The organism is Streptomyces sp. ADI96-02 (assembly GCF_003846185.1).
Lineage (GTDB): Bacteria > Actinomycetota > Actinomycetes > Streptomycetales > Streptomycetaceae > Streptomyces.
Window position 1 is genome coordinate 366,732 of sequence record NZ_ML123034.1, and the last position, 22,060, is coordinate 388,791.

The window sequence follows — 22,060 nt, forward strand, 5'->3', positions numbered from 1 at the left end:
ACCGGGAAGCCACCTCGCCGGGGTGCTGCGCGCCGAAGCGGTCCGGGGCGACGCCGATGACGGCGGTGGGCTGCGCGTGGCCGAAACGGTGTGGCCGGTGCACTACTTCAGGTCCAAGTCCAGGTCCAGGCCCGCGGTGCGGGCGGCGATGCAGTCGGGTCCCTCTCGTTGGTCAGCGTTCCAGTGCCTGCACCATGTCGCGCAGTCGGCGACGGTTCCTGAAGCCTCCCTTGGTGTAGATATTGCTCAGGTGGAATTCGACCGTGCTGGTGCTCACGTAGAGTTCGGCGGCGATCTCCTTGGTCGTCCAGCCCCGCCCCACCAGCCGGGCGGTGTCCCTTTCGCGGTCGGTCAGCTCGCCCCAGAAGCGTTCTGCTTCTGTGGTTCGCTCCGAGGTCCTCATGCCGCCGAGTACGTCGCGGCACCAGGCCGCGAATGGCTGCGCGCCGAGCCGGGTGAACGCTCTTTCGGCGGCGGCTGCCTGTGCTACCGCCTCCTCGCGCTCGTCGGTGGCCACCAACGCGCGGGCCAGTTCGCAGCGCACCATCGAACGGTGCATGACTGGTTCCCCACCGCCGGCCGGGACGGCCAGTCCGTCACGGAGCACTCGGGCGGCGCCGTGGGCGTCCCCCTCGGCGAGGAGGATGCAGCCGCGCACCCAGTGCCCGGCGATGGTCGGCAGTGCGCCGGTGGGTTCGAGGGATGTCAGTGCTTCGTGGGCTTGCGCGGCTGCCGTGATGTCGTGCGCCTTGGCGCCGGCGACACCGAGCAAGGGCAGGAACCACAGGCCGAAGAGTCTGGCTCGCTCGTTGTTGCCTGAGTCTTCGAGCGCCGGCCCCAGTTCGGCAAGGACACCGTGCCATTCGCGGCGGGTGAAAGCGATGACGGCCGCTGCTTGGCGAACATGGAAGTCCGGCCCTCCGAAGTCCGGCTCCTGGGCGATGGCTCGCGCCTGCTCGAGGTCCGCCTCGGCGGCCTCCCAGCGTCCCTGGCAGGCGTACATCGTGGAGCTCATGGAGTGGATCACAGCGAAGTCCACATCCCGCCCCGAGACCTGCGCGTGGTCGAAAGCGAGGGACAGGGTCCGCCTCGCCTCGTCCGCCTCGCCGAGCATCAGCAGGCAGAGGGCGGTGTTGTCGATCGCTTCGGTACTGTTGCGCGAAATCAGTCCTTGCGCCTGGCGGCGGGTGGCGTAGCGCAGGTCGTCCACCGCGCCCGACAGGTCGCCGGAAAGGCCGCGCAGAACACCCCGGCACACCAGTTGTTCCATGTCCGCCGCAGGGGTGCCGGTGGGGTTCTCGCGCAGGTGCCTCAGTTGTGCCAAGCCGGCGGCCGGTCCGTCGCTGAGCGCCACGCCGTACGCGATGTTCGCTTGCGCGTGCCCGATGACCTGCGGGTTGGATGTACGGGCCAGGGCGTACCGGGCGGATCTGAGGGACTGCTTTCCGAGGCCGAGCGAACGTTGCAGGGAGGCGAGTTGGGCGGAGACGCGTGCCGCGTCCTCGTCGTGGTGGGCGGCGAAGCCCTCGCGGGCGGCCCTGAGGTGTTCGGCGGCGCCGGTGTCGTGGCCCCGGGCGTAGTCGAGGAGTCCCAGTACCTCGCTCTTGGATGGCGAGGCGGCCTGGGCGTCGACGAAGGGAGCGTAGCCGAGTGCCGCGTCGTACTGGCCGCTCGTCACCATCAGCCGGACGGCTCTGAGGGTGGCTTCGCCGCGCTCGTCCGGATCGGGGGCGACGGTAGCGATGCCCAGTTCGTACTCGGCGGCGAGGGACGGGTCGCCCTGCTGTGCCTCCAGCCGGGCGATCTGGCGCAACTGGGCGGCGAGTGCCGCGTCGTAGCTGTCGAGGGCTGCGATCCGGTGGAGCCAGTTCTCTGGAGGGGCGAGGAGGTCGGCCGCCTTGCCGTGCAGTTCCCGGCGCCGGATGGCGGGGATGGCGGAGTAGAGCGCCTGCCGCTGGGCCGCGTGTGTGAGTTCCAGCGTCGGGTGGTTGGCCGATGCAGGCGCCCACCGGGCCGCTCCCCCGGCGACGAGGGAGTTCACTTCCGGCTCCAGTTCGGCGTCCGGTGCCATGAGGCCCAGCGTGCGTTCGGTGGCGGGCGCGTTGAGCACGGCCAGGGCTTCCAGTACGTGGCGGGCACCCGGGGTGAAGGTCGCGCACCACTCCCGTACGGTCTCGGCCAGGGACGGGGCGATGTCGGCGGCGACGAGGCGTGCGGGGAGGCGATGCTCCGCGTCCGCGGTTCTCGCGAGGGCTGTGATGTAGAGGGGGTTGCCGTGGCTCCATCGCGTGATCTGGTGGACCTGGGATTCCGCCAGGCCGGTCACTTCGTGGTGGTCCAGGAGCGAGCGGGTCGCCGCGACGTCGAGCCCGTCGAGTTCGAGCTGCGCGACGCGCTCAAGGCTCCCGCTGAGGCCCATGGCCTGACGGGTTTCGTGCAGGTGCTCCGTGTTGACGACGGTCAGCAGGTGGTCGTGCGTCGTGCGCAGGAGCATGAATCCGAAGGTCTGGAGCGAGGCGGTGTCGAGCAGATGGGCGTCCTCGATGAGCAGGAACAGTGGTGCGTCGCCCTGGTAGTCGTCGACAGCGGAGATGAGGTCGCCGCCGGCTGCCATGGCGCTGCTGTCCGACGGGACGGGCGGCGTCCGGCGGCTGGTGGCCCGACTGCCATCCTGCGCGGACTGGATCAGTCTGTTCACAGCTGCGAACGCGATCTGACGCTCCGGAGCGACGCCGGAGATGCCGAGCGTGCGGAACGTTGGCAGTTTCCGGCCCAGGGCCGTGGTGAGGACGGACTTGCCGATGCCGGTCGGCCCACCGAGGAAGACGGTCCGGGACTCCCCTTTCTCGGCGCTCGCGGCGGAGGCGAGCAGGATCCGCAGCTCTTCCTCGCGACCGGTCAGAAAGGGCGCCCCGGGCGCTCCCCGGTCGTCCCCGGTTCCGGTCAGCATGGCTGGAGAGCGGAGGCTATGTCATTGCTCTCGGTATTCACGGCGTCCGAGGCAATGTCCGCCTTTCTCGTGGAGCGGGTGCCGCTGTAGTTGATGTCCGGGTCCCCGCAGTAGCGGGAGGTGGCCTCATCGACCCAGGACGACATCTGGTCGCTGATGTCGATGCCGTGGAAGTCGTCGAGGGTGCGTCCGCTGTCGACCGCGTATCCGATGTCGCGGCAGACGCACATGCAGCCGTCCGGGCAGCCGGCGAGCTGGGCCAGGAGGCGGAGCGGGCTGGGCGTGATCACCTGGGACCGTACCGCGCCTGCTGACGGCACGGCCGGCGCGACGCGTGGATAGTACGCCGCATCGGCCACCAGAGGGCGGGCGCGGTGGGTGAACGTCGACATAGGCACCTCCTCGACCTCACCCGCCATCTTCCTCCTGAGCGGCGTATCCCACGACCCGGCGGGCCGATGGGGTGAAGTCCGGGTCGTTCTGTTCGCGGCAAGGCCAACCCTGCCCGCCTCGACGCCTCGACGCCTCGACGCCACCTACTGGGACCTGCGTCGCCGCATCGTTACCGCCATGGGCTGACCGCCCGGCCAAGAACGCCTCGCCCCCGGCACGCGAATGAGACCGTTGGCGAATCCCGGCCTGCTGGCTTCCCCGTATGTGACTTCGAAAGGGCTCCCCGGCTACCTCGGGTACCCAGGCGTCGGCTCGGGGCGAGATGGCTGGGGAAATCACACGGCGTGGAAGACCCGACGCGCCGCTCGGAGGCTGCTACGGCCGGATGTATGGGCGAGTCATGATCTCCATGTTGTGGCCGTCCGGGTCGTCGAAGTACGCGCCGCGACCGCCGAAGAGGCGGTTGATCTGGCCGAGCTCGGTGTGGCTGGGGTCGGCGTAGTAGGTGACCCCGACCGTTGCCAAGCGGGCGATCATGGAGTCGAATTGATCGTCGGGCACGAGGAACGCGTAGTGCTGCGACGGGATCGGCTCGTCGCGCTTCTCGTAGTAGTCGAGCGTCACGCCGTTGCCCAGGCCGACGGGCAGAAACGGCCCGAAGGGGGCGCCGACCTTCAGCCCCAGGATCGCTGCGATGAAGGCTGGGAGCCGTCTTCCCGCCGGCTACGGGTGGTGTTCCCCTTGGGGCAGGTCACCCGCCGGTTGTCCCAGCCGATGGTGAAGTCGGCCTGGGAGAAGCCTTCGTGGATCGGGCCGGCCAGGCGCACGTCCTGGACGGTGGAGTCGGTGGTGGCGACGTGTGAGATCAGGTTCGGGGCTGTCCGGCCCGCAGGTCTCCGTGAGGTGGACCTCGTAGCCGTCCCAGAAGCCCGGTCAAGCAGCCGTAGAGACGGTCCGACCTGCCTGCCGACATCCCCGCCCGGGACCTCTGCCTCACCGTCCTGCGAGCCCGCGGGCTCGACTCCGGGAAGGCAGAAACGGATCACCCGGGCTCGTCCCCCTCAGCCTCCCCGAGCTCAGACGCCTGATCCACCGCCTCACCCACCGCGGCCCGGCGCCGGTCGACCACGTCCTGCACTGGTCCCACCGGCGACGCGGCCGCACACCGCCCGACCGTCACGACAAGGACCGTTGCAGCACTAGGGCTATTCCCTGGTGCCCGCGCTGAGCGGTCTCTCTAGCGTGGGTGGAGTCTGATGACATTCGCGGGCGGAACCCCCGGAGCGCGACGACGACGCGCGCCCACCCCGTTCCTCAGGAACGCAGGAAGTACCGCGATGGCCCGGCCACAGAAGCCGCGCCCCTTGTATCGCAGCGGGCCGCCCGATCCTCCACGACTGACAGGAAGACCATGAACTCTTTCATTTCTGCTGTCTCCTCCCGCTCCGCCCGTTCCCTGCGCGGAACCGCAGGCCGTAAGTGGGCCGTGCGCGTCGGTACGACCGCGGGCGCCGTGGCACTCGGTGTGACGGGTCTCGCCGCGACGTCCGCCCAGGCCGCCGACGCGAGCCGCTGGGACCGGCTCGCCGCGTGCGAGAGCGGTGGCAAGTGGACCACGAACACCGGTAACGGGTTCGCGGGCGGGCTCCAGTTCACTCCCTCGACGTGGAAGGCCTACGGCGGCCACTCGTACGCGTCGGCGGCCCACAACGCGACGAAGTCCGAGCAGATCGCCGTCGCCGAGCGGGTCCTCGCCGGTCAGGGCCCGGGCGCGTGGCCGGTCTGCTCCAAGGTCGCGGGAATGGCCTGATCGCAGCAGTCGACCGCCGTCACCTCGACGGTCGTCGAACGGGCTGTTTCCCTCCCTCCGGACGATGAAGGGTGACCCGTCTCGGCCGCCGTCCCGCCAGGAAGCGGGCGGCGGCCGAGGCCGTGTCCCCTCGGTGGCCCTACGGGCGGTCGGGCGCGAATCCCCCGTGCCTCCACGCGAGTTCGCCGCCCGCCGTTAACGCGGCCTTTACATGGTTCTGGCAGGTCAGGCGGGCAGAAGGCGCCTAAAACAGATGACTCCGAGATGGGGGCTCCCCAACCGGCACATCGTGGGCTTAACTTAGGTGTCATGACCTCCCCCCGCTCCACCTTCGGCGGCGGCTACTACGCCGCGTCGTTCCCCGACACTCCGATCTACGACTCCCTGGTCGCGGAGCGGGGCACCCCGCAGATCGCGCCGATCCGCGTCCCTGCCGCGTACGACACGGGCAACAGCTACCTCCCGGCCCTCCCGTCGGCGCTTCCGGCCCTGCCCGCCGCCCCGTCGCAGCCCGCGGGCGCCTACGGCTACCCGCAGCAGCAGCCGATGCCGCAGTACCAGCAGGCTCCCGCGCAGCACGCGCCCATGCAGCCCGCCCAACTGCAGCACGCGCCCGCGCCCTACATCCCGCAGCAGCCGTCGACGGCCCGCGGCTATCCGCAGCAGCCCCAGCCGGCGCGGCCCGCGCCCGGCACCGGGTACGAGTCGATGCGTCCGGCCTCGCCGCGGCCCGCTCCGGCCCCGTCGCCGTACGAGGACCCGTACAACCGGCCGTACCAGGGCCGGGGGTACTGACCCGCAGGACGGAACCGGGGGAACTGACACCGGCTTCACGATGCCGGGAGGGCGGTCGGACCGGGTGCCTCGCTTGCGCGTCGGGCGCGGGCGGGGCACGGTCGCGTGCCCGGGCCGGGTGCACCGCCCCGACACCGCACGGGCGTTGCCTGATCGCCACCAGCGGCCCGGCGCGCCGGCTGCGGGGACCCGTCCGGGTCCTCGGGCGGGTCCGCGCCGAGGGCAGGGCCCGCCTGAGGACGGCGGAGGCGGGCAGGAGCACGTCCCCGGGAGGGGACAAGGGGGGTACGGGGGGTGCGCACGGCGGCCGGGGTTCTGCGGTGGCGGCGCAATCCGCTGCGGCGTGCCACCGATCGCCACGAGGCGTGGCTGGCGCTCGGCGCACTGCTGCTGACGCTGCTGGGCGCGCCCGCGGCAGGCTGGGCGGGCGGCTCGCTGGCGCATGACGCCCTGCGGCGATCGGTCCGGGCGCAGCACGAGGGGCGCGGCGTCACCGAGGCGGTCGTGGTGCGCCGCCTGCCGGGCGGGCACGCGTACGCGGGTGATCCCGAGGCCGACGGGGGGCGCGGCGGGCACGGCGCGGTGGTGGCGGCCTGGCGGGCGCCGGACGGCAGCCCGTGCACCGGGACGGTGGGCACGGCGTCGCGGGCCGCCGGCCCCGGTTCGCGGGTGCGGATCTGGACGGATCGCGCGGGCAGGCCGGTGGAGCCGCCGATGTCCCGGCGCACCGCCCGCACCCACGCGGTGCTGGGCGGCATCGGTACGTCCCTGCTGGCCGCCGCGTGCGTCGAGGCGGTCAGGCGGCTGGTCGTCGGGCGGATGAGGCGGCGGCGCTACGCGCGGCTGGACCGCGAGTGGGCCGAGGCCGGTCCCGACTGGGGCAGGGCAGGAACCGGCAGTTGACCTCCGGCCCCTGAACCGGCAGTCGCCCCCGGCCCCGCCCGGCGGGCGCCGACCGGCCCGACGGGAGCGGGCGTCCGGGGCCGGTGACTTCCCTCCGGCGGGCCGACTCGTCAACTCCCCCGCCTCCCGCGCGCTACGGTGGTCCGACCCGCCCGTCTCCTCGGCAGGCGGACGGGCCCGAGGGATCGCACAGCACGAGGTGGGGGCACAGCAACGCCATGGCACAGGGCACGGTCCAGGTGACGCACACCGGCACATCGCGATGGCGCCGCCGCACGGGCGAGTACGCCTCCCTCTCCGCGGCCCTGGAGGCCGCGGCCGACGGCGACGTCCTCACCGTCGCGCCCGGCACGTACCGGGAGAACCTCGTCCTGAACCGCGCGGTGACGCTGCGCGGCCCCGAGGGGCCGGTCGGCTCGGTGCGGATAGCGCCGGTCGACGGGGTGCCGCTGACGGTGCGGGCCTCCGCGGTCGTCCAGGACATCCACATCGAGGGCCAGGACTCGGCGGCGCCCGCGCTGCTGGTCGAGGACGGCACACCGGAGTTCTCGGATCTGCGGATCGTGACGCGCTCCGCCGCCGGCATCGAGGTGCGCGGCGCGGCCAGGCCCACCGTGCGCCGGTGCACGGTCGACAATCCGGCCGGGGTCGGCATCGCCGTCCTGGACGGCGCGGGAGGGGTCTTCGAGGAGTGCGAGGTCGTCTCGGCGGGCCAGTCCGGGATCTCCGTGCGCGACGGCGGCCACCCGCGGCTGGACCGCTGCCGCGTCCATCACGCGTCGGGCGCCGGGATCGGCGTCAGCGGCGAGGGGAGCGGCCTGGAGGCGGTCGGCTGCGAGGTGTACGAGGTCAAGGGCAGCGGCGTCCAGGTCACCGCCCGGGGTGCCGCGCACCTCACCGACTGCACCGTGCACCGTACGTCCGCGGACGGCGTCACGCTGGACACCGACGCGGTGCTGACGCTCGCCGACTGCGACATCCACGACATCCCGGAGAACGCGATCGACCTGCGGTCGCGCTCGGTGCTCACACTGACCCGCTCCACGGTCCGCAGGTTCGGGCGCAACGGCCTCTCGGTCTGGGATCCGGGGACCAGGGTCGACGCCAACCAGTGCGAGATCCACGACAGTACGGGCGACTATCCGGCGGTCTGGGTCAGCGACGGGGCCACGGTGATACTGGACGCCTGCCGTGTGCACGACGTGCCCGACGCGCTGTTCGTCCTGGACCGGGGGTCGCGGGCCGACGTCGTGGACAGCGATCTGACGCAGATCCGCAACACGGCCGTGTCGGTGAGCGACGGGGCCACCGCGCAACTGGACGACTGCCGCATCCGGGAGGCGTCGACCGGCGCCTGGTTCCGGGACCACGGCAGCGGCGGCACGCTCAACAACTGCACCATCGACGCGGCGCAGACCGGGGTCATCGTGACCAAGGGCGCGGACCCGACGATCGAGCGCTGCACGGTCACCTCGCCCGCGGAGGCCGGTTTCTACGTCTCCGCCGAGGGCCGGGGCACCTTCCACGCCTGCCGGGTGACGGGCAGCGAGGGCTACGGGTTCCACGTCATGGACGGCTGCCGCTCCACGCTGACCCGCTGCCGCACCGAGCGGTGCGCCCGGGGCGGTTACGAGTTCGGCGAGCCGGGCGGCGGGCAGGGCGACGGGTCCGGTTCGACCGGCCCGGTGGTGGAGGACTGCACGAGCGACGAGAGCGCGCTGCGCACGCCGTCGGCGCCGCCGCCCGCCGTGCTCACCGCCGCCCAGTCGACGCCGGGCCTGCTCGGCGCGATGCCGGCTCTGCGCGCGGCGGAGGCCGCCGCGGAGCCGGCCGCTCCGGTCGAGCCGGCCCGCGACTCCACCGCCGTCCTCGGGGAACTCGACGCGCTGGTCGGCCTCGACAGCGTCAAGCGCGAGGTGCGGGCGCTGACGGACATGATCGAGGTCGGCCGCCGCCGCCAGGAGGCGGGGCTCAAGGCCGCCTCCGTCCGCCGCCATCTCGTCTTCACCGGCTCCCCCGGCACCGGCAAGACCACGGTCGCCCGGCTGTACGGGGAGATCCTGGCCTCCCTCGGCGTGCTGGAGCGCGGCCACCTGGTCGAGGTGTCCCGGGTGGACCTGGTCGGCGAGCACATCGGCTCCACGGCCATCCGGACCCAGGAGGCGTTCGACCGGGCGCGCGGCGGAGTGCTGTTCGTCGACGAGGCGTACGCCCTGTCGCCGGAGGACTCCGGCCGCGACTTCGGCCGGGAGGCCATCGACACGCTGGTGAAGCTGATGGAGGACCACCGGGACGCGGTGGTGGTGATCGTCGCCGGCTACACGCACGAGATGGAGCGGTTCCTGACGGTCAACCCCGGCGTGGCTTCGCGTTTCTCACGGACCATCACCTTCGGCGACTACCAGCCCGAGGAGCTGCTGCGGATCGTCGAGCAGCAGGCCGAGGAACACGAGTACAGCCTGGCCGACGGGGCGGGCGAGGCGCTGCTGAAGTACTTCACGGCGCTCCCCAAGGGCCCCGCCTTCGGCAACGGCCGCACGGCCCGGCAGACGTTCGAGTCGATGGTGGAGCGGCACGCGGGCCGGGTCGCCCAGCTCGCCGAGACGAGCACGGACGACCTGACCCTGCTCTATCCGGAGGACCTGCCGGATCTCGTCTGAGCGTCCGGCTCCGCCTGCCGGGGCACGAGCGGGCCCAGCTCCGCGAGGAGGGCGGCCCGCTCCTCGGCGAAGGCCGGATCGGCCTGGTAGTCGGAGTGGCCGAGTATCGGTTCGGGCAGCGGGAGCCTGGTGGTGCGCCCGTAGGCCAGCGGGTCCTTGAGCGGGCCCCGGTCGACGCCGGGGTCCTGGTCGGTGGCGATGCGGACGGGTCCGCCGATGGGGTCGGTGGCCCGCCAGAGGTTGCGCCAGCAGTGCACCGAGCGGTGCAGTCCGAGCAGCGGTACGGGGCCGAAGTAGGCCGGGAACCAGCGCCCGTACAGCCGCTCGATCGGCGAGCCGTAGGTGAGCAGCGCGACCTGGCGGCGGGTGGCGGCGGGCAGTTGCCAGACGGCGGAGGCGGCGAGGACGCTGCCCTGCGAGTGGCCGGAGATGACGAGCCGGCCGCGGGTGGTGGCCGTCCACGCGGACATCCGGGAGGCGAGGTCGGGGACGGCGCGCTCGGCGTAGCAGGGCGGCGCGAACGGGTGGGCGGCGCGCGGCCAGAAGGTGCCCACGTCCCAGAGGATGCCGATGGTGCGCCGGGCCGACGGGTCGCGGTAGGCGCGGCGGCCTCCGGCGACGAACAGGATGAAGCCGAAGCCGATCAGCCAGGAGCCCGTCGACTGGGCGGCCTCGGCGGCCGATTCGACGAGCGGCCCGGCTCCGTCCGCCGCGAGGCCCGGGACCTCGCCGCAGGCCCACGCGCCGACCACGGCGGCGGCTCCGAGCAGCAGGGTGGCGGCGGACACCACGGCGACGATTCCGGGCGCGGAGTCGGTGAGTTCGGCGGTGGCGCGGGTCCGGGCGATGCGCCGGGTGCGGGCCGGGTCGGGCGGTTCGGGGGCGTACTCGGCCTCGACGGCCGGTCCCAGGCGACGGGCGGTGCGGGCGGTGCGGACCACCAGGTGGAGGACGGGGACGATCAGGAGCAGCAGGAGCACCGGGATGACGGACGCCTGCCAGCTGAGGAGGACCGGCGGCCCCTCGATGACCGCGCCGCGCCCCATGCCCGGGGTGCCGGGCCCGTCGAGCCAGTCCGCGACGCGCTGGGCCACCCCGCCGCTCATCACGCCGCCGAGGCCGCAGGCCAGCGTCGCGACGGCGGGTCCGCCGAGTCCGTACAGGGTGGTGCGGGGTTCGGGGTTGCGCCGGTAGAGGCCCGCGGCGACCGAGGCGAGGGCGACGACCAGGACGGCCTGGCCGAGCGCGAGGAGCCGGAACGCGGTGTCGCCGGGCAGGCTGCCGGAGGACTCCCAGCCGGGCCGGGACCAGGCCGCGTGGACGACGGCGAGGGCGAGCAGGACGACGGCGGAGCCCGGCAGGTACGTGATGAGGGCGCCGTCGAGGCGGGTGTCGCGGATCCGTTCGCTGCGTCCGCGGCGGCAGACCACCCGGACGGCGACCAGGGCGCCGAGGACGATGCCCGCCGTGATGGCCGCGCCGAGGACCTCGGGCACGGGGCCGCCGGCGGTCCGGTCGTGGCGCGCCGCCGCGGCGTTGACGCAGGCGGCGACGGTGAGGAAGCCGGCGGCGGTGTGCGCCGCACGGAGCCGGGCGACCAGGCGGCGGCCGTACCAGAAGCCGGGCCTGCCGAGCGCGGGCCGCACGGCGCCCGGGCCGCGGGGGGCGTTCGGGCCGGGGGCCGAGTGGTCCGCGCCGGGGTCGTCCTCGCCGATGGCGACGTCCGTGTCGTCCAGCGGGCGCTGCGACTCGTACGCGCTCCACGTCCGGTTGGAGAGGTACCACAGGAGCGTCACCAGGGCCGCGGGCACGCTGGCGGCGAGGGCGAGGCGGCGTCCGGGCTGCGACCACCAGCCGCCCTGCTCGCTGGACAGGAAGCCGAGCCAGGAGCGGCGTTCGGAGCAGGCGGGGGTGCCGGCGCACTGCCAGGCCACCAGGTCCAGGGCGACCTCGCAGGCCGCCGCGGTGAGCAGCACGGTGAGGCTGAGGGCGACGAGCCGCACGAGCACGCCGTAGAGGCGCACGGCGCGGGTGCGGCCGGCGGCGGTGGGGCGCATCCAGTGGGCGAGGTTGACCACCATGAACGGGAGGAGGAGCAGCCACAGGGCCCGGGAGCCGTTGCCGGAGGTGAGCCCCGACCAGCAGTACGCCTCGGCGATGGGCTCGTCACGGTGCTTCCCGGGGTGCTCCTCGGCGTGTGCGTCCTCGGTGCGCCGGTACAGGGCGGCGGTGGCGTCGCCGGTGACCCGGACCGTTCGGGGATCGCCGAGCATGTCCTGCGGGGTGGCGCCTCCGACGCCGTGGACGAGCAGTTCCAGCGCTGCCCCGCCGTTCCGCGGGGTCGGGGGCGGGGTGCCGGCAGCCAAGGGGGGCTCTCTCTCGGGGAGCGTCGGCCTCGCGGCCGAGGGGAGTGACGTGACGGGAGGACGTGACGGGGAAGGGGACGGGTGCGAGGGGCGGGGAGCGGTCGGCTCAGGGCCGGGCCCGGTCCCAGGATCCCGGAGCCGGGGGCGGACGCGTGAGCCCTCTCACCGAATCTCCCCAGTGACGCGTGCGCCATGCCTGCGTGGCAGGATGAACAGGTGTCGCAGACCGCTGCGGACCGTACGGCCAGAGGGAAGGACCGGACCCGGCGTTGAGCGAGAATCAGAACCTGCTCGCGGAGCAGCGACGTGCCCTGATCCTCGACGACGTGCGCAGGCGCGGCGGGGTGCGGGTGAACGAGCTGACCCGCAAGCTGAACGTCTCCGACATGACGATCCGTCGGGATCTGGACGCGCTGGCGAGGCAGGGCGTCATCGAGAAGGTGCACGGCGGCGCGGTCCCGGTGGTCGAGGCGAGCACGCACGAACCGGGGTTCGAGGCGAAGTCGGCGCTGGAGCTGAGCGCCAAGGAGGACATCGCGCGGACGGCGGCGGGGATGGCGGCGCCCGGCAGCGCGATCGCCCTGTCCGGCGGGACCACCACCTTCGCGCTGGCGCGCCATCTGGTCGATGTGCCGGACCTGACGGTGGTGACCAACTCGGTCCGGGTCGCCGACGTGTTCCACGACGCGCAGCGGGCGGCGGCGGGCGGTGGTTCGCGGCCGGGGGCGGCGACGGTGGTGCTGACGGGCGGGGTGCGCACGCCCTCCGACTCGCTGGTCGGGCCGGTCGCGGACCGGGCCATCGACTCCCTCCACTTCGATGTGCTGTTCCTCGGCGTGCACGGGATCTCGGTCGAGGCCGGGCTGTCGACGCCGAACCTCGCGGAGGCCGAGACAAACCGCCGGTTCGTCCGCTCGGCGCGCCGGGTCGTCGTGGTCGCCGACCACACCAAGTGGGGCACGGTCGGGCTGAGTTCGTTCGCCGGGCTGGACGAGGTGGACGCGTTCGTGACGGACGCGGGGCTGGCGGCCGGGGTGCGCGAGGAGATCGCCGAGTATCTGCCGGGCCTGGTGGTGGCGGGCGAGCAGCCCGAGGACGCCGCCTGACGAAGCCCGGCCCGGACGGCCGTCGCACGTCCCCCGTCGCACGTCCCCCGTCGCACCTCCCTCATCACACGTCCGCCGTCGCACGTCCGCCGTCGCACGTCCGCCGTCACACGTCCGCCGTCGCACGTCCGCCGGGAGTGCCGGACCGGGCCGTAGGATCGGCTCGTGGCCGTCTTCCGGATCGAGCGCTTCTCCCCTCTCCCCGCAGCCGAGTCCTGGCTCCGGGTGACCGACTGGGAACGGCACGCCGCGCATGTCCCGTTGACCGCCATCTCGGTGGACGGCTTCCCGACGCGGGTCGGCACGGTGTTCACGGCCCGGACGGGCGTGGGTCCGCTGGCGTTCGACGATCCGATGGAAGTGGTGCGCTGGACGCCGCCCGCCGGCGGCCGGGCCGGGGTGTGCCGGTTGGAGAAGCGGGGGTCGGTGGTGCTCGGCCGGGCCTCGATCGACGTCCTGCCGACGCATTCCGGTTCGCATGTGGTGTGGGTGGAGGAGCTGCGGGTGCGGCTGGTTCCGCGGTGGGGCGATCCGCTGCTGGCCTCCGCCGGCCGCCGGTTGTTCGGCGGGGCGCTGGACGCGCTGCTCGCGGCTCCGGCGGGCCGGTAGGGCGCGCGCTGCCGGGCCTGAGACGCCCGCGTGCCGGTGGGGCGCGCTCGGGGACCGGGGCACTTCGGCGCGTGGCCGGGGTCCGCTCCCGGCGCTCCACTGAGCAGTCCCGTCGATCCGGTGCGAGACTCGGCAGATGACGGATCTTCGCGACGAGGCCGAGCTGCGCTGCCTGGTCACCGGTGCGACCGGTTACATCGGCGGCAGACTGGCGCCCGCGCTGCTGGACGCCGGCCACCGGGTCCGCGCCCTGGCGCGTACGCCTCAGAAACTGCGCGACTACCCCTGGGTGGGGCGGGCCGAGGTGGTGCGGGGCGACGTGACGGACGCCGACTCGCTCGTGGAGGCGATGCGGGACATCGACGTGGCGTACTACCTGGTGCACGCGCTCGGCTCCGGATCGGACTTCGAGGAGACGGACCGCCGGGCCGCCAGGACCTTCGGCGAGCAGGCGCGCGCCGCCGGAGTGCGCCGGATCGTGTATCTGGGCGGGCTGACCCCGGCCGGGGTGCCGGAGGAGGAGCTGTCCCCGCACCTGCGGTCGCGGGCCGAGGTGGGCCGGATCCTGCTGGACTCCGGGGTGCCGACGGCGGTGCTGCGGGCGGCGATCGTCCTGGGTTCGGGGTCCGCCTCGTTCGAGATGCTGCGCTATCTGACCGAGCGGCTGCCGGTGATGGTGACGCCGAGCTGGGTGGGCACCTCGATCCAGCCGGTGGCGGTGCGGGACGTGATCCGGTACCTGGTGGGCAGCGCCGCCCTGCCCTCCGACGTGAACCGCACGTTCGACATCGGCGGCCCCGACGTCATGTCGTACCGGGAGATGATGCAGGGCTACGCCCGGGTGGCGGGGCTGCCGCGCCGGCTGATCATGCCCGTCCCGGTGCTCACACCGACGCTGTCCAGCCACTGGATCGGGCTCATCACCCCGGTGCCGCGCTCCATCGCCCGTCCGCTCACGGAGTCGCTGCGCCACGAAGTGGTCTGCCACGAGCACGACATCACCCGGTACGTCCCCGATCCCCCGGAGGGCGCCATCGGCTTCGACCGGGCGGTGGAGCTGGCCCTCCAGCGGATCCAGGAGGCCCGGGTCGACACCCGCTGGACATCCGCCTCGCTCCCGGGCGCTCCCAGCGACCCGCTGCCGACCGACCCGGACTGGGCGGGCGGCAGCCTCTACCGCGACGAGCGCCAGTTGCGGGTCCAGGTCCCGCCCGACGCCCTGTGGCGGGTGATCGAGGGCATCGGCGGTGAGAACGGCTGGTACTCCTTCCCGCTGGCCTGGGCGGTGCGCGGCTGGCTCGACCGACTCGTGGGCGGCGTGGGGCTGCGGCGCGGACGGCGTGACGCGCAGCGGCTGCGCGTCGGGGACTCGCTGGACTTCTGGCGGGTGGAGGAGATCATTCCGGGCAGCCTGCTGCGGCTGCGGGCCGAGATGCGGCTGCCGGGCCTGGCCTGGCTGGAGCTGTCGGTGGACGGCGACGAGCAGGGGCGTACGGTCTACCGGCAGCGGGCGCTGTTCCACCCACAGGGGCTGCTCGGACACGCCTACTGGTGGAGCGTGTGGCCCTTCCACTCGGTGGTGTTCGGCGGGATGGCACGCAACATCACGCAGGCCGCCGCCTCGGCCGGGAGCCGTACCGGGGCGCGGGGCACGTCCCCCGGCGAGAAGCGCGGGCCGATGACGCACAGTGGTACAGACAACTGACTGCCCGGCCGCTATCGTGTGCGCGGCTCCCCATGCCGCAGACCGCCGGGAGGTGCACGCGATGGCACGCCGACTCCGCACTGTGGGCGTGGAGTTCGTCGACTCCGCGCCGATACGTCTGGTGTTCGCCGCCGAGGTCTCGGCGCCTCCGGACGTCGTGTACCGGGCGCTCGCGGAGGACGTCGCCGACTGGCCGTCCTGGTTCCCGGCCGTCACGCGGGCCGCGCCCACCGAGGCGGGCGCGGGCCGCGAGATACGGCTGAAGGGGGGCGTCCGCTTCCGCGAGACGATCCTGGCGGCCGAGCCGGGCGAGCGGTACGTCTACCGGGCCGACGAGTCCAACGCCCCCGGGCTGCTGGCCCTGCTGGAGGAGTGGCGGCTCACCGCCGACGCGACCGGCACCCGGGTGCAGTGGACGTTCGCCGCCGACGGGTCGGCGCTGTTCCGCCTCGTGCTCGGGTTGGGGCGGCTGGGCGTGGGCCGGTCCTTCCGGGACGCGGTGCGGCGGCTCGACGCGCGCCTGGCCGCTCCGGCGGCCTGACCGTCCGTCCGGCTCCGGAGCCGGGTCCGGCGGCGCGCCTCAGCCGGGACACCGACCGGTGGTGAGGAAGTGCTCGATGGCCGCGGTGTACGGGGCGATGTCCAGGCCCTGCTCCTCCAGCCAGGAGTCGGAGTAGTACTTGTCCAGGTAGCGGTCGCCCGGGTCGCACAGGAGCGTGACGACGCTCCCCCTCTCGCCCTGCTCGACCATCTCGGCGATCAGCCTGAAGGCGCTCCACAGGCCGGTGCCGGTGGAGCCGCCCGCCTTGCGCCCGATGGCCCGCTCCAGGGCGCGCACGGCAGCGACGCTGGCCGCGTCCGGCACCTTCATCATCCGGTCGATGGCCCCGGGGACGAAGCTCGGTTCCATACGGGGCCGGCCGATGCCCTCGATCCGGGAACCGCGGTCGCTGGAGGCGAGCGGGTCGTGCCGGGTCCAGCCGTCGAAGAAGCAGGAGTTCTCCGGGTCGGGGACGCAGACGCGGGTGTCGTGCTGGAGGTAGTGGACGTAGCGGGCGATGGTGGCGGAGGTGCCGCCGGTCCCCGCGGTGGCGACGATCCAGGCGGGCTCCGGGTAGCGCTCCAGCCGCAGCTGCTGGTAGATCGACTCGGCGATGTTGTTGTTGCCGCGCCAGTCGGTGGCGCGCTCGGCGTAGGTGAACTGGTCCATGTAGTGCCCGCCGGTCTCGGCGGCGAGCGCGGCCGACTCCGCATAGATCCTGCGCGCGTCTTCGACGAAGTGGCACTGGCCGCCGTGGAATTCGATGAGCCGGCACTTCTCGGGGCTGGTGGTGCGCGGCATCACGGCGATGAAGGGCACGCCGATCAGCTTGGCGAAGTACGCCTCCGAGACGGCGGTCGAGCCGCTGGACGCCTCGATGACCGGCTTGCCGGGCCTGACCCAGCCGTTGCAGAGCCCGTAGAGGAAGAGCGAGCGCGCGAGGCGGTGCTTGAGGCTTCCGGTGGGATGCGTCGACTCGTCCTTGAGGTAGAGGTCGATGCCCCACGCGTCGGGCAGCGGGAAGCGCAGGAGGTGCGTGTCGGCCGAACGGTTCGCGTCCGCCTGGACCTTGCGGACGGACTCCTTCAGCCAGGCCCGGTACTCCGGGTCGCTGCGGTCGACGTCCACGGTCGCCACGGCCCCCCGGTCACGTTCGCGCTCGCTGGTGTCCATGGCGTGCTCCTGTTCGTCGCCCTCTGCTGACCTCCCTCCACGATATTCCCCCCACCTGCGCAAACGTTGACTTTGATCTTCCATAGCGCTGCCTTTGGCACGGGCACGCGGGACGGTTGGGGCGGGCGGGGCGAAGGGCGCGCGCCGTGCGCGGACGCGCTCTGGCGGCGGGGTCCGCGGCCGGGCACACTGCACAGCAGAAGACGTGACGAAGGGGGGCGAAGCTGCGATGACGGACGTCGAGTTCAGTGCGACGGGGGTCAGGATCGAACGGTGGACCAGATCCTTGACCAGGGCTGGTCAGGTGGTGGTCAAGGACGGACGGGTCTCTCTGCTCACGAGCAACGGCCGGGAGATCGACAGCGCCCCGGTGGGCACGGTCAGCGCCGGGAAGCGGTGGTTCGCGGCAGCGGACTCGGCCATCGCCCGGGTGAACGGGGTGCGCTACCGGTTGACGATGGGCCAGCGCAACCGCAGACGCGACGGATCCGCCCCGGTCCGCCGGTTCCTGGAGGCGCTGCGCACCGATCGCGGTCGCATGGGCTGAGGCCGCCGGCCCCGTACCGCGCGCCGGTACGGGGCCGGCTACGCCATCGGTACGGCGACGCCTCGCGGCTCCGCGAGGCGTCGCCGTCCGAGTTGCGGAGGAGTAACCGCTGGGCCACGCTGGATCCACGTCACCGAAGGTGCACCCTCGGTGACGGAGCGGTTCGCTCCCCCGGGGCGGGCCGCGCGACACCAGCAGACACGAGCAGACACGACAAGTGCAGAGCGGGACCAGCGGCGCGTGATCGGCCGGTTTCGTTCCTTCGTCTTCTTCCGGACCTATTCGGGGAGTCGCAGCCGTGATCAGCGAGCCAAGCAGGCACTGCACGGTGGAGCTCCAGGCCCTGCCGTCGCGGATCGGTCAAGTCCGCAGAATCATCTCGGCGCAACTGCGCTACTGGCATCTCGATCCTCTGATCGACCAGGCGGCCCTGGGCGTCACCGAGCTTCTGACCAACGTCCTCCGGCACGCTCAGCCGGACAAGTCATGCACCGTCGACATCGAGCTGCTGCTCGACCGGCTGACGGTGTCCGTCCACGACCACGACCCGCGCCTGCCGATGGTGAACGAGGCCGACTCCTTCGCCACCTCCGGCCGGGGCCTGGCCCTGATCGCCGCCTTCAGCCAGAGCTGGGGCGTCCGGCCGAGCGGTCCGGCCGGGAAGGCCGTCTGGTTCACCCTGGCGGCGGCCCGCGCCACCTCGACCCTGCCGCCGCCGGCCGTGTACGGGTCGATGACCGACGGGCCGTTCGGTTCCGTCTTCCTCAGCACCGCGGACCTCGCGGCTGTCCCCGCCCGCTCGGCCGCGGTGGGCTGATCCGGCCGGAACCCGGGCGCGGGCGTTGCGGGTGCCGACAGCTCCCGTCGCGCCGCGTGAAGGGCCGTCAGGCCCCCCGGTCAGGCGAGGACGGCGAGCGGGTCGTCGAGGACGGGCTGCCAGGCCAGTTCGGCCGCGCCCACCAGGCTGTTGTGGGACAGGGTGCAGGGCAGGATCGGGACGCTTCCGCTGCGGCCCCAGAGGCTGCGGTCGGCGACGACGGCCCGCAGCCGCTCGGGGTCCGCTTCGAGCAGGTCGCGGTGGAGTCCGCCGAGGATGATGCGGTCCGGGTTGAGGATGTTGACCAGCCCGGCCAGGCCGAGGCCGAGGCGATCGATCAGCGCGTCGGCGGCATCGCGGACGGCGGCGTCCTCGTACTCCGTACGGAGCAGGTCGCCGGCCTGCTTGAGGAGCGATTCCTCCGGACCGGGCTCGCGGCCCGCGGTGGCGAGGAAGGCGAGCGGGTCGGTCTCGACGTCGAGGCAGCCGCGGCCACCGCAGTAGCAGGGCCGCCCCTCCGGGTTCACCGTGAGATGGCCCACCTCCAGGGCGAGGCCCGAACTCCCGCTGTGCAGGCGGCCGTCGAGCACCAGGGCCCCGCCGACGCCCCGGTGGCCGGTGGCGACGCACAGAAGGTGCTGGGCGCCGCGTCCGGCGCCGTGCCGGTGCTCGGCGAGCGCGGTGAGGTTGACGTCGTTGCCGGTGAACGCGGGTCCGGTGATACCGGCTTCGCGCACGCAGGCGGCGAAGATGTCGCGCACCGGCGCTCCGGCGGGCCAGGCGATGTGCAGCGGGTTGAGCGCGGTGCCCTCGGGTTCGGCGACCGCCGAGGGCACGGCCAGACCGGCTCCGACGCAGCGCAGCCCGCACTCGCGCAGCAGCCGGGCCCCGGCGCGCACGACCTCGCCGAGCACCTGGGCGGGGTCGGCCATCACGGCGACGCAGCCCGGGGAGGTGGCGACGATACGCCCGCCGAGCCCGACCAGCGCGGCCCGGAATCCGTCGGCGTGGACCTGGGCGGCCAGGACGACGGGGCCGGTGTCCAGAACGGCGAGCCGGTGCGAGGGACGGCCCTGCGAACCGGCCGCCGACCCCGGGCTGGAGTCGACCCGGATCAGCCCCAGCGCCTCCAGCTCCGCGGCGACCGCCCCGGCGGTGGCGCGGGTGACGCCGAGCTCGGAGGTGAGGACGGCGCGCGTGGGGGCGCGTCCGGTGTGGACCAGTTCCAGTGCGGGCCCGAGCGCGCTGCGGCCCCGCTCCAACTTCGTCCGGGTGGTGGTCGCCTTGCCGTTCATAGGGCCGAGTCTCCCATGATCCGCAGGCGCCCCGGACGCGACGGGAGCGGTCGCCTCCGCCCCCGCCGCACCGCTCGCGCCTCCCCCACCGCACCGCTCGCGCCTCCCCTCGCCCCGCCGAACGCCCATCCCTCGCCCCGCCGCAGGTACCTCCCCCGCCGCGCCGCCCATCCGACGACCCGTCACCCGAACGCCCGTGCGCCGGCCGTCTTGCGTCCGCCGTCCGCGCGCCCCTATGCTGAGTTTGTGCCGCAACTAAACAAACTGCGGACGGCCCTACCGGGGGGACCTGGCGGAGACACCGCCCCACCCTCCTCGGCACGCCTCCGTACCGCGCTGACCGTGTTCTTCGCCCTCGACGGCTTCCTCTTCGCCGGCTGGGTGGTCCGCATCCCGGCCATCAAGCAGCAGACGGGCGCCTCCGCCTCCACGCTCGGCCTCGCCCTCCTCGGCGTCTCCGCGGGCGCCGTGATCACCATGATGCTCACCGGCCGGCTCTGCCGACGCCACGGAAGCCACGCGGTGACCGTCGTCTGCGGCGTTCTCCTCCCGCTGAGCATCGCCCTCCCCGCGCAGACCCACTCGGCACTCGCGCTCGGACTGGTCCTGCTCGTCTTCGGGGCCGCGTACGGCGGGATGAACGTGGCGATGAACAGCGCGGCGGTCGATCTGGTCGCCGAGCTGCGCCGCCCGGTGATGCCCGGCTTCCACGCCGCGTTCAGCCTCGGCGGCATGGTCGGCGCCGGTCTCGGCGGGCTGGTCGCCGGCGGGCTCTCGGCCGCGAACCACCTCTTCCTGCTGGCCGCCGTCGGCCTGCTCGTCACCGCGGCGGCGGGCCCGGTCCTGCTGCGCAACCGGCCGGCCCCGCCCGCCGCCCCGTCCCGTACGGAGCGGCTGACGCGCCGGCGGCTCGACCCTCGGGCGCGCCGGATCGTCGTCCTCTTCGGCGTCATCGCCCTGTGCACGGCGTACGGCGAGGGCGCACTCGCCGACTGGGGCGCACTGCACCTGGAGCAGGATCTGGACGCCCATCCCGGTCTCGCCGCCGCCGGATACGCGCTGTTCGCCCTCACCATGACGATCGGCAGGCTGACCGGGACCCTGCTCCTGGAGCGCCTCGGCCAGACCCGCACACTCGTCCTGGGCGGGGCGACCGCGGCGGCCGGGATGCTCCTGGGCGCGCTGGCGCCGACCGTCTGGCTCGCGCTGGCCGGCTTCGCGGTCACCGGCCTGGGCCTCGCCAACATCTTCCCCGTCGCCGTGGGCCGGGCAGGCGAACTGGCCGGCCCGAGCGGCGTCGCCGCGGCCTCGACCCTCGGCTACGGCGGCATGCTGCTCGGACCGCCCGCGATCGGCTTCCTCGCCGACTGGTTCTCCCTGCCGGTGGCGCTGACGACCGTGGCACTGCTGGCCGCGGCAGCCGCCGTACTGGGGTACGGGGCCCGCAACGCCGCACACGCGTGACAGGCCGAGCAGCCGCGGCCGGGGGCGTGGCGCGGTTCAGCGTGCCGGGTGGACCCGCAGGCCGACCGAGCGGGCGAGTTCGGCGACGGCCTGCCGGAACAGGGGCTCGCGCGCCTCGACCACCCGGTCGAACTGGCCGAAGAGCTCGAAGGAGATCAGACCGAAGAGCTGGGCCCAGGCCGCGACCAGAGCGGTGACGGCGGCGGGCGGGAGATCCGGGGCGAGGGCGGCGGCCATCCGCTCGGCGTCCGCGCGCGACTCCGGCGCGAGGGGCGCCAAGGCCAGCCCGTCGGCCCGGAACGCCTCGCGGACCAGATCGATGAAGACCAGCCCCACCCGGGAGGCGGGCCCCACCGTGTCCACCGGGGCGGTATAGCCGGGAACGGGCGAACCGTAGATCAGGGCGTACTCGTGCGGGTGTTCCAGGGCCCATGCCCGCAGCGCGGCGGCGACGGCGACCCAGCGCTCAGCGGTCCGGGCCGGGCCCGGCGGCCGGGACCGGTCGTCGGCGGCGCGGGCCTCCTCCGCGACCTGGCCGATGGCGTCGTAGGCGTCGACGATCAGCGCGGTGAGCAGGTCGTCCCGGCTCGGGAAGTAGCGGTAGAGGGCGGACGAGACCATGCCGAGTTCGCGGGCGACGGCGCGCAGCGAGAGCTTGGCCGCGCCCTCCGCGGCGAGCTGCCGCCTGGCCTCGTCCTTGATGGCGGCGGTCACTTCGATACGGGCGCGTTCCCTGGCCCCTCGGACGGTGCTCATACGATCAGTCTGCCATGCGGGTGGAGCACTGACCAATATCGAGAGCGGCGCTCTTGATTTGGGTCACCGATCTCCTGCACACTGATCTCAAGCGAGAGCAGTGCTCTCGAAATCATCCGTGCGAAACCGTCCCGCGTCAGTCGGCCCGGGAGCCGGGCGCGGCGGACGAC

The 22,060-nt window shown here is 73.4% G+C and carries 17 protein-coding genes and 1 pseudogene; 11 read left to right on the top strand and 7 right to left on the bottom strand.

The genetic code is table 11. From position 1 onward, the window contains the following. Window positions 1-172: 172 nt before the first annotated feature. The 3 genes and pseudogenes from EES43_RS01605 to EES43_RS01615 all read right to left on the bottom strand — a co-directional run. Window positions 173-2,950 carry a LuxR family transcriptional regulator gene (locus EES43_RS01605; protein ID WP_124266979.1) on the bottom strand — a complete coding sequence of 926 codons (2,778 nt, stop codon included), beginning with the start codon at window positions 2,948-2,950 and terminating at the stop codon, window positions 173-175. Continuing rightward, window positions 2,944-3,342, bottom strand: a complete 399-nt coding sequence (locus tag EES43_RS01610; RefSeq protein WP_124266980.1) for a hypothetical protein — start codon at window positions 3,340-3,342, stop codon at window positions 2,944-2,946. The genes EES43_RS01605 and EES43_RS01610 overlap by 7 nt, the downstream gene beginning before the upstream one ends. Before the next feature lie 376 nt (window positions 3,343-3,718). After that, a pseudogene (locus EES43_RS01615) lies at window positions 3,719-4,057 on the bottom strand (VOC family protein); the annotation flags it as partial. Between the two features lie 697 nt (window positions 4,058-4,754). Between EES43_RS01615 and EES43_RS01620 the strand changes: the two are divergent. The 4 genes from EES43_RS01620 to EES43_RS01635 all read left to right on the top strand — a co-directional run bounded on the left by EES43_RS01620 (window position 4,755) and on the right by EES43_RS01635 (window position 9,511). Beyond that, on the top strand, window positions 4,755-5,153 hold the full coding sequence (locus EES43_RS01620) for a transglycosylase family protein (protein WP_124266981.1): 399 nt from the start codon (window positions 4,755-4,757) through the stop codon (window positions 5,151-5,153). A 309-nt stretch (window positions 5,154-5,462) separates the two neighbouring features. Next, the gene (locus tag EES43_RS01625; protein WP_124266982.1) at window positions 5,463-5,948 is read left to right on the top strand and encodes a DUF6643 family protein; all 486 of its coding nucleotides are present in this window, start codon (window positions 5,463-5,465) and stop codon (window positions 5,946-5,948) included. A gap of 294 nt (window positions 5,949-6,242) precedes the next feature. Beyond that, window positions 6,243-6,851 (top strand): Rv1733c family protein, encoded by a 609-nt coding sequence (locus tag EES43_RS01630; protein WP_124266983.1) that lies wholly within the window; start codon window positions 6,243-6,245, stop codon window positions 6,849-6,851. Between the two features lie 218 nt (window positions 6,852-7,069). Continuing rightward, window positions 7,070-9,511, top strand: coding sequence for a right-handed parallel beta-helix repeat-containing protein (locus tag EES43_RS01635; protein ID WP_124266984.1), 2,442 nt, complete (start codon window positions 7,070-7,072; stop codon window positions 9,509-9,511). Here the strand turns inward: EES43_RS01635 and EES43_RS01640 are convergent. Continuing rightward, complete coding sequence (locus tag EES43_RS01640) at window positions 9,481-11,784, bottom strand: hypothetical protein (RefSeq protein ID WP_241192600.1); 2,304 nt, start codon at window positions 11,782-11,784, stop codon at window positions 9,481-9,483. The genes EES43_RS01635 and EES43_RS01640 overlap by 31 nt on opposite strands. Window positions 11,785-12,146: 362 nt before the next feature. Between EES43_RS01640 and EES43_RS01645 the strand changes: the two genes are divergently transcribed. From EES43_RS01645 to EES43_RS01660, 4 genes are all read left to right on the top strand, one after another. Beyond that, a complete protein-coding gene (locus EES43_RS01645) occupies window positions 12,147-12,983 on the top strand; it encodes a DeoR/GlpR family DNA-binding transcription regulator (protein WP_124266986.1) in 837 nt (278 codons plus the stop codon). Window positions 12,984-13,148: 165 nt separating this feature from the next. Continuing rightward, on the top strand, window positions 13,149-13,592 hold the full coding sequence (locus EES43_RS01650; RefSeq protein WP_124266987.1) for an SRPBCC family protein: 444 nt from the start codon (window positions 13,149-13,151) through the stop codon (window positions 13,590-13,592). Between the two features lie 136 nt (window positions 13,593-13,728). Continuing rightward, window positions 13,729-15,297 carry an SDR family oxidoreductase gene (locus EES43_RS01655; protein ID WP_124266988.1) on the top strand — a complete coding sequence of 523 codons (1,569 nt, stop codon included), beginning with the start codon at window positions 13,729-13,731 and terminating at the stop codon, window positions 15,295-15,297. A gap of 61 nt (window positions 15,298-15,358) precedes the next feature. Continuing rightward, on the top strand, window positions 15,359-15,838 hold the full coding sequence (locus EES43_RS01660; RefSeq protein WP_124266989.1) for an SRPBCC family protein: 480 nt from the start codon (window positions 15,359-15,361) through the stop codon (window positions 15,836-15,838). 39 nt (window positions 15,839-15,877) lie between these two features. Here EES43_RS01660 and EES43_RS01665 read toward each other — a convergent pair whose 3' ends face one another. Continuing rightward, entirely contained in the window at window positions 15,878-17,011 is a 1,134-nt protein-coding gene (locus EES43_RS01665) for a PLP-dependent cysteine synthase family protein (RefSeq protein WP_124266990.1), read from the bottom strand. A gap of 229 nt (window positions 17,012-17,240) precedes the next feature. Between EES43_RS01665 and EES43_RS01670 the strand changes: the two genes are divergently transcribed. After that, window positions 17,241-17,558, top strand: a complete 318-nt coding sequence (locus EES43_RS01670; RefSeq protein WP_124266991.1) for a hypothetical protein — start codon at window positions 17,241-17,243, stop codon at window positions 17,556-17,558. A 298-nt stretch (window positions 17,559-17,856) separates the two neighbouring features. Beyond that, the gene (locus EES43_RS01675) at window positions 17,857-18,375 is read left to right on the top strand and encodes an ATP-binding protein (protein ID WP_206429976.1); all 519 of its coding nucleotides are present in this window, start codon (window positions 17,857-17,859) and stop codon (window positions 18,373-18,375) included. An 80-nt stretch (window positions 18,376-18,455) separates the two neighbouring features. Here EES43_RS01675 and EES43_RS01680 read toward each other — a convergent pair whose 3' ends face one another. Further along, window positions 18,456-19,670: an ROK family protein gene (locus EES43_RS01680; protein ID WP_124266992.1), complete on the bottom strand. Its 1,215-nt coding sequence runs from the start codon at window positions 19,668-19,670 to the stop codon at window positions 18,456-18,458. Between the two features lie 342 nt (window positions 19,671-20,012). On the opposite strand from EES43_RS01680, the gene EES43_RS01685 reads away from it, so the two are divergent. Next, window positions 20,013-21,134 carry an MFS transporter gene (locus EES43_RS01685; RefSeq protein WP_124266993.1) on the top strand — a complete coding sequence of 374 codons (1,122 nt, stop codon included), beginning with the start codon at window positions 20,013-20,015 and terminating at the stop codon, window positions 21,132-21,134. A gap of 36 nt (window positions 21,135-21,170) precedes the next feature. Here the strand turns inward: EES43_RS01685 and EES43_RS01690 are convergent, their stop codons facing one another. Continuing rightward, window positions 21,171-21,890 carry a TetR/AcrR family transcriptional regulator gene (locus EES43_RS01690; protein WP_124266994.1) on the bottom strand — a complete coding sequence of 240 codons (720 nt, stop codon included), beginning with the start codon at window positions 21,888-21,890 and terminating at the stop codon, window positions 21,171-21,173. Between the last annotated feature and the right edge of the window lie 170 nt (window positions 21,891-22,060).

Bases quoted from the DNA above. Each gene is read 5' to 3' on its own strand.
- EES43_RS01605 (WP_124266979.1), bottom strand. From the start codon at position 2,950: ATGCTGACCGGAACCGGGGACGACCGGGGAGCGCCCGGGGCGCCCTTT.
- EES43_RS01610 (WP_124266980.1), bottom strand. From the start codon at position 3,342: ATGTCGACGTTCACCCACCGCGCCCGCCCTCTGGTGGCCGATGCGGCG.
- EES43_RS01620 (WP_124266981.1), top strand. From the start codon at position 4,755: ATGAACTCTTTCATTTCTGCTGTCTCCTCCCGCTCCGCCCGTTCCCTG.
- EES43_RS01625 (WP_124266982.1), top strand. From the start codon at position 5,463: ATGACCTCCCCCCGCTCCACCTTCGGCGGCGGCTACTACGCCGCGTCG.
- EES43_RS01635 (WP_124266984.1), top strand. From the start codon at position 7,070: ATGGCACAGGGCACGGTCCAGGTGACGCACACCGGCACATCGCGATGG.
- EES43_RS01640 (WP_241192600.1), bottom strand. From the start codon at position 11,784: ATGCTCGGCGATCCCCGAACGGTCCGGGTCACCGGCGACGCCACCGCC.
- EES43_RS01655 (WP_124266988.1), top strand. From the start codon at position 13,729: ATGACGGATCTTCGCGACGAGGCCGAGCTGCGCTGCCTGGTCACCGGT.
- EES43_RS01660 (WP_124266989.1), top strand. From the start codon at position 15,359: ATGGCACGCCGACTCCGCACTGTGGGCGTGGAGTTCGTCGACTCCGCG.
- EES43_RS01665 (WP_124266990.1), bottom strand. From the start codon at position 17,011: ATGGACACCAGCGAGCGCGAACGTGACCGGGGGGCCGTGGCGACCGTG.
- EES43_RS01670 (WP_124266991.1), top strand. From the start codon at position 17,241: ATGACGGACGTCGAGTTCAGTGCGACGGGGGTCAGGATCGAACGGTGG.
- EES43_RS01680 (WP_124266992.1), bottom strand. From the start codon at position 19,670: ATGAACGGCAAGGCGACCACCACCCGGACGAAGTTGGAGCGGGGCCGC.
- EES43_RS01690 (WP_124266994.1), bottom strand. From the start codon at position 21,890: ATGAGCACCGTCCGAGGGGCCAGGGAACGCGCCCGTATCGAAGTGACC.